The sequence below is a fragment of the Moorena sp. SIO4A5 genome (assembly GCF_010672005.1).
Taxonomy (GTDB): domain Bacteria; phylum Cyanobacteriota; class Cyanobacteriia; order Cyanobacteriales; family Coleofasciculaceae; genus Moorena.
The window spans coordinates 1-5,293 of record NZ_JAAHHZ010000313.1 but is presented as its reverse complement, the minus strand read 5'-3'; the positions used below and the strand labels follow the sequence as shown (position 1 = coordinate 5,293).

The following is a 5,293-nucleotide window of genomic DNA, read 5'->3' as shown; positions in this document are numbered from 1 at the left end:
TATTACGAAGAATAACCTTCTGCACTGATGGGATACCAGCCTTGATCTGAAGGTTGTCACCTAACATTACTACCTGACATCCCACGACAGGAAAAGTATTTTGTGTTTTAAGGTCTAATTTTTGGTATTTACTTGTATCTTTACTTGTGTCTTTACTTGTGTCTTTACTTGTGTGTGAAGACGGATAGTGAACCATAATTTTCCATAATTTTAAGACATTCAGGACTTCGGTAACCTGCTCCCTGCTCCCTGCTCCCTGCTCCCTATTCCCTATTCCCTATTCCCTATTCCCTATTCCCTGCTCCCTGTTCCCTGTTCCCTGTTCCCTGTTCCCTAAAAGTAATCAAATCCACTTTGTCCACCTAAGTGCCCAAACTTTTTCAACACCATAAAATGGGCTTAATAGTAGTGTGAGGGCAACCCATACTGGTCCGACTATGTATAACCAAAGACGGCTACGATGACGTTTGATAAAACGCTCCAAGGGATAACGTAGTCGTCTATGCCAATAGGTTAGAGGGATTAATTCTTTGGTGTAAGTTTTGTATATTTGCTCTAATTCATAGGTAGCTTTTACACCAGCGATGCTGGTTTTATTGTCACCACTTACTGGAGCAATGCTTAGCACCTCTTCGATCACGCGCCAGCGCACACCACGGGAGTAGAAATAATTAAATAGCTCAATATCCATGGTGTACTCATAGCTTTCATCTAATGGTTGAGGTCGATCAAGCAGCTTGCGCCGATAAAAGCAGCTAGGTTGGTGAATGGGAGAAGCAACAGAAATTAAGTCAATTTGTTTGAGTGTAGGAGCTTTAATGTAGATCTGTTTTTTAGCATCCAATATCATCGGTCGTGACCCTAATCCTAAGGGCAATACTCGCCCAAATAGAGTCATCCAAAAATTAGCTCCTTTGAGTGGTTGACCTAAATTGTCAGTCCTATATTCAATTTGGCTGCGACCAACTAAGACGTCAATATCAGGCGACTCGGCAAAGTATTTTCCCACTGTGTGTAAGGCATCTGGTGCTAGGAGGTCGTCACTACACAGCCAATTAACGATATCACCATTACACTTCGCAAAACCTTTATTAATGGCATTGGATTGACCACTGTCTTTTTCACTAACCCACCAGGTAATGTATGGTTCAAACTGCTTAATTACTTCGACACTGTTGTCAGTGGATCCGCCATCAATTACAAGGATTTCTAGCTTGGGATAGTTCTGTTCAATTAAGCTTTGTAAGGTGGCACAGATAGTTGATCCGCTATTATAATTAGGAACAACTATCGAAATGCTCGGAAGTTCTGCTAAGGGAGGGTCTTCTTGTTCATCAATGGTACTTTCCTCTGAGTTTTTCATGGCTTACTATCCCGTTTATTTTACTGAAATAATTTACAGGGTTTTTCATAGCAATCAGGTACACAGGATTTTTTCCCTCTTACCTCTTTCCTGTTCTGACTTCTGTGCTCCCTACTCCCTACTCCCTGTTCCCTAACACCTAGTAAGTGGGGATTCTTGACAATTCGACTCTGGTAAACAGCTGCCGAAAGAGCGGTTGATACGTATAGAGTCCACACGATGTCTTCGGCAAGAATTGATGGGTCTAGGCTCAAGTTAACAATACTGAAAAATACTAGGTAGAGAAACATCCAGAAAAATTCTAGTTTTTTGGTGACGCTTAGGACTTGAATTGTCTTAAATAAGGCGATCAATAAACTAAGCACAAAAAGGAAAATACCTAAAAATCCAAGTTGCAGAGCTAACTCAAGATAACCACTATGAGCATTACCATATCCTCCATGGGCAAGCCATGTAGAGTTGATGACAGAGTAGCCAGCGTCGGAAGACCAGAATCCTTCAAAACCGTAACCTAGCCAAGGTCGTTCTAAAATTTTATCAAATACTAAAGTCCAAATCGGTAAACGCCCATTCAATTGTAGATCTTTGCCTAGAATATCAACTAGTATGAATTCCAGGTTCCATAAAATTACTATCGATGCCACAAAAGCCAGGAGGGCTGAGACCATGTAAAGAACAGTTTGTAACTTATAGTGCTGTTTGACAAACTTGTAAAGGGGCAGCAGGGTAATCATAACTAAAAAGATTAGCAATGCTGATTTTCCCTGAGAAAGTAGTAGCATCAAAACAGATAAGCTAAATCCCACCCACCCTACCCAGCGATATTTCCGATGGTTGAGGATGCTCAATAACGAAATTATGGCATTTAGGGTCATCAGACGAGCTAAATGATTTTTATGCCTAAAGATACCCTGAGCGGGAGCGTCCCCTAAGCCATGAGCTAAAGTGACCAATAAGCTTAAAATCGCCACTATACCTAGCACCCATGCCACCAGACGCATTTGCTCCTTAGGGTTATAGCGAACTGCTAAGTATGCTCCGAGGGCAGTTGCACGTAAGACGGCTCTAAGTAATTCTGGAATACCGGGAACCGCAGACCATCCAACCGACCACACAGCAGTCCCTACTAAGCATAGTAACGGTATATCCCTTGTAAAAACATAGGCAAATCTTTTCCATCGCCAAAGAATTAAAAAAAACAAGATTAGATAGCTACCAACTTTTAAAAGCTTAAGTAGAGGACCTGGAAAATCAAGAAACATGCCGGAAAATAAGCATATTCCAATCAAAAATGGTTCTAATTTTATTAAAAAAAAAGTTATTAACTGATTAGTAGATAACCTTTTTAAATTTATCATGAATTATCTAGTATTGAGAGTTATATAACCCTATTTATATCAGTGATACTATATTTTCTAGTAATGATAGTTATACTCCGGATAAAATTTCAGTAAAAAGGGATAAGTAGCGTCTTGCTTGAATTTCTAAGGTAAATTCTTTTTCTACTTTTTCGCGGGCGCGGTAGGATAGTTTCTGATGTCGTTCTGTGTTCTCTAGCACCCAAGCAATTCCTTGAGCTAGAGCTTCAATTTGGTAAGGTTGGGCTAAATAGCCGTTTTTCTGGTGCTCAATCAGATCGGGCATCCCGCCAATGTTGAAGGCGACGCAAGGAGTTCCACATGCGATCGCTTCCATCACTGTGTTGGGCAAGTTATCTTGAAGGGAAGGGCAAACAAATACATCTGCTGCTCCATAAACTAGCGCTAGGGAGAGATCATCGCTGAATGTCCCTAAGTAGTGAGCGTTAAAACCAAACTCAGGTGGATTGTCTGGCCGAGAGTCACCAAAAATAACTAACTCTAGTTGATCTCGCCATCCGGATTGGCTCAGCTCTTGGAGCGCTGGTTGTAACAATTGAAACCCTTTGCGTTTTTGACTAGTGGCATTTACTCCTCCAAATAAAATAAGTTGCTTATCCTGGGGTAAGTTAAGTAATTCTCGCGCTACCTGCTGATGGATGGGTCTGTACTGTTGAGTATCAATGCCATTGGGAATGAGCTCAATTCGCAGATCCTGGAAAAGGGAACTGGCACTGGCACATTTGGCTAACCATGAGCTGAGGGTGACAACTGTCAGGTCAAGATTTCGCCAAGCTTTGGCTTTGCGCTGCCATACCCAACGGGATAAATCCCAGTCTTTACTGCTGTTAAGTTGAGGACAATTACCACAGGAGACTGTATAGCGATCGCAATCGTGATTGTAGTGACATCCTCCTGTGAATGGCCACATATCATGAAGAGTCCAAACAATTGGTCGCTTTAGTTTCCCAATGGTTTCAATTTGGACATAGCCAGCACAAATCCAATGGAGATTAATAATATCGGGCTTAAGTCGGGCAACTTTGGGAACAACTGCATCGGGAAACCACTGGCTAGAAAAGGTTTTATCTTCCCGTTGGGGGTAAAGCTTTTGAGGTAAAGCGCCAAAAGTCCATCTGCTCCTGGCTAGGCCCTGTGTCAACTTTTTTGTTGGTCCAATGACAGTTTGATCATGACTAAATTTTTCCTGCACTAAAATTTGGGAATCTAAATTAATGCTGTGGAAACCTTGATGTAATCGATAGGCAGCACGAGCAGCTCCACCAGATATATCGAAACTACTAACAATTAGAGTCTTCATGGTTTAATACCTTCCATGAACAGTGAATCGGGTTTACGCACTTTGCCCTCAAGCATATCTAGACCGTAGCTATTAAACTCTTGAATACGGCTTGAATCAGCACCACAAACGCGCACCTCTACAAATCCTGAGCGCTCCAGCAGTCGTCGTAAAGAAAACCGGTCATACATCCAATAATGAATTTCACCTGAATTCCGAAACAACCCGACTTCAAATGCTTGTCGTGCTTCATTCCCTGCGATCAGAGTCACTAGATATTTGGCAATACTAGTTCTGAGATTAAACTTCCTCAAGGTTTTGTAAAACCAATACCTATCTTTAGATGCTAGTCGCTCTATCCAGGATTTTTTTTCAGAGTTTTTATCCAAAAATATATCAGCATTGCTACCGATACGAGATCTGATAAATTCTTTATTAGTAAGATGAGTATCAGCTAGATAACTAGCCATTTCACCACCTTTAACGTGGCGCACTGTCTGGTCATAAAGTTCTAACATTATCCAGTCATAATTAGCCTCTGCTTCCGTAACACCAGACTCAACCTGTTCTAGAGTAGAGATATAATGTCTAGCTATTGATTCTAGATCAGGAACAACTGCCCTAATTATTCCCTGTGGCTTAAGAACACGCCAACACTCAGCAATAAGTTGATCAGCGTCATGCTGCTTGAGATGTTCTATTACATGAGAACTATAACAAGCATCAAAATAAGCATCAGGATAGGGCAACTTTTTCCTGATATCATGATTATGAATATCGGATGATTGTGGTGCTAAATCAACATTAGTCCACGCCGGATGATTAGAATATGTAGAGCCGCAACCTATATTTATTAGTTTTAACATCAACCTACCATAAAACTAACATCACTAACGATATGGCAAAGGGAGTAGGGAGTAGGGAGTAGGGAGTAGGGAGTAGGGAGTAGGGAGTAGGGAGTAGGGAGTAGGGATGTCGAAGACCGCGCTGGATCGCTTCTGCCTTCTGCCTTCTGCCTTCTGCCTTCTGCCTTGCTGTTGTGCAATTTAAATGCAAAACAGCTTACGTTGATTAAAATTGATTTTTCCATCTATTGATATTTTCTATTGGTAAGTTTATTTTTGTTTCATAGGAAGAATCTATCCAATGTTTAATAGAGTCTATATCCTCTCGTTTAATAACTGGAAGGTTAGTATCTTTAGCAATTTCAGTAGCTCTGTTATCAATAGCAAGAATCAGTGCTCTTCTACTGTGTTGTAATGCTCGAATGCC

5 protein-coding genes and 2 pseudogenes are annotated in these 5,293 nt (G+C 41.1%); all 7 read right to left on the bottom strand.

The window, feature by feature from the left end:
• A pseudogene (locus F6K57_RS35860) lies at nt 1-196 on the bottom strand (glycosyltransferase family 1 protein); the annotation flags it as partial.
• Between the two features lie 147 nt (nt 197-343).
• Entirely contained in the window at nt 344-1,363 is a 1,020-nt protein-coding gene (locus tag F6K57_RS35855) for a glycosyltransferase family 2 protein (RefSeq protein WP_293072825.1), read from the bottom strand.
• Nucleotides 1,364-1,383: 20 nt separating this feature from the next.
• A complete protein-coding gene (locus tag F6K57_RS35850; protein ID WP_293072822.1) occupies nt 1,384-2,478 on the bottom strand; it encodes an O-antigen ligase in 1,095 nt (364 codons plus the stop codon).
• Between the two features lie 313 nt (nt 2,479-2,791).
• On the bottom strand, nt 2,792-4,042 hold the full coding sequence (locus F6K57_RS35845; protein ID WP_293059869.1) for a glycosyltransferase family 4 protein: 1,251 nt from the start codon (nt 4,040-4,042) through the stop codon (nt 2,792-2,794).
• Complete coding sequence (locus tag F6K57_RS35840; RefSeq protein ID WP_293072819.1) at nt 4,039-4,887, bottom strand: methyltransferase domain-containing protein; 849 nt, start codon at nt 4,885-4,887, stop codon at nt 4,039-4,041. The genes F6K57_RS35845 and F6K57_RS35840 overlap by 4 nt, the downstream gene beginning before the upstream one ends.
• Complete coding sequence (locus F6K57_RS35835; RefSeq protein WP_293072816.1) at nt 4,887-5,066, bottom strand: hypothetical protein; 180 nt, start codon at nt 5,064-5,066, stop codon at nt 4,887-4,889. Before F6K57_RS35835 ends, F6K57_RS35840 begins: the two co-directional genes overlap by 1 nt.
• Before the next feature lie 26 nt (nt 5,067-5,092).
• Nucleotides 5,093-5,293 (bottom strand): annotated as a pseudogene (locus F6K57_RS35830) (polysaccharide pyruvyl transferase family protein); the annotation flags it as partial.

Bases quoted from the DNA above. Each gene is read 5' to 3' on its own strand.
- F6K57_RS35845 (WP_293059869.1), bottom strand. From the start codon at position 4,042: ATGAAGACTCTAATTGTTAGTAGTTTCGATATATCTGGTGGAGCTGCT.
- F6K57_RS35855 (WP_293072825.1), bottom strand. From the start codon at position 1,363: ATGAAAAACTCAGAGGAAAGTACCATTGATGAACAAGAAGACCCTCCC.
- F6K57_RS35840 (WP_293072819.1), bottom strand. From the start codon at position 4,887: ATGTTAAAACTAATAAATATAGGTTGCGGCTCTACATATTCTAATCAT.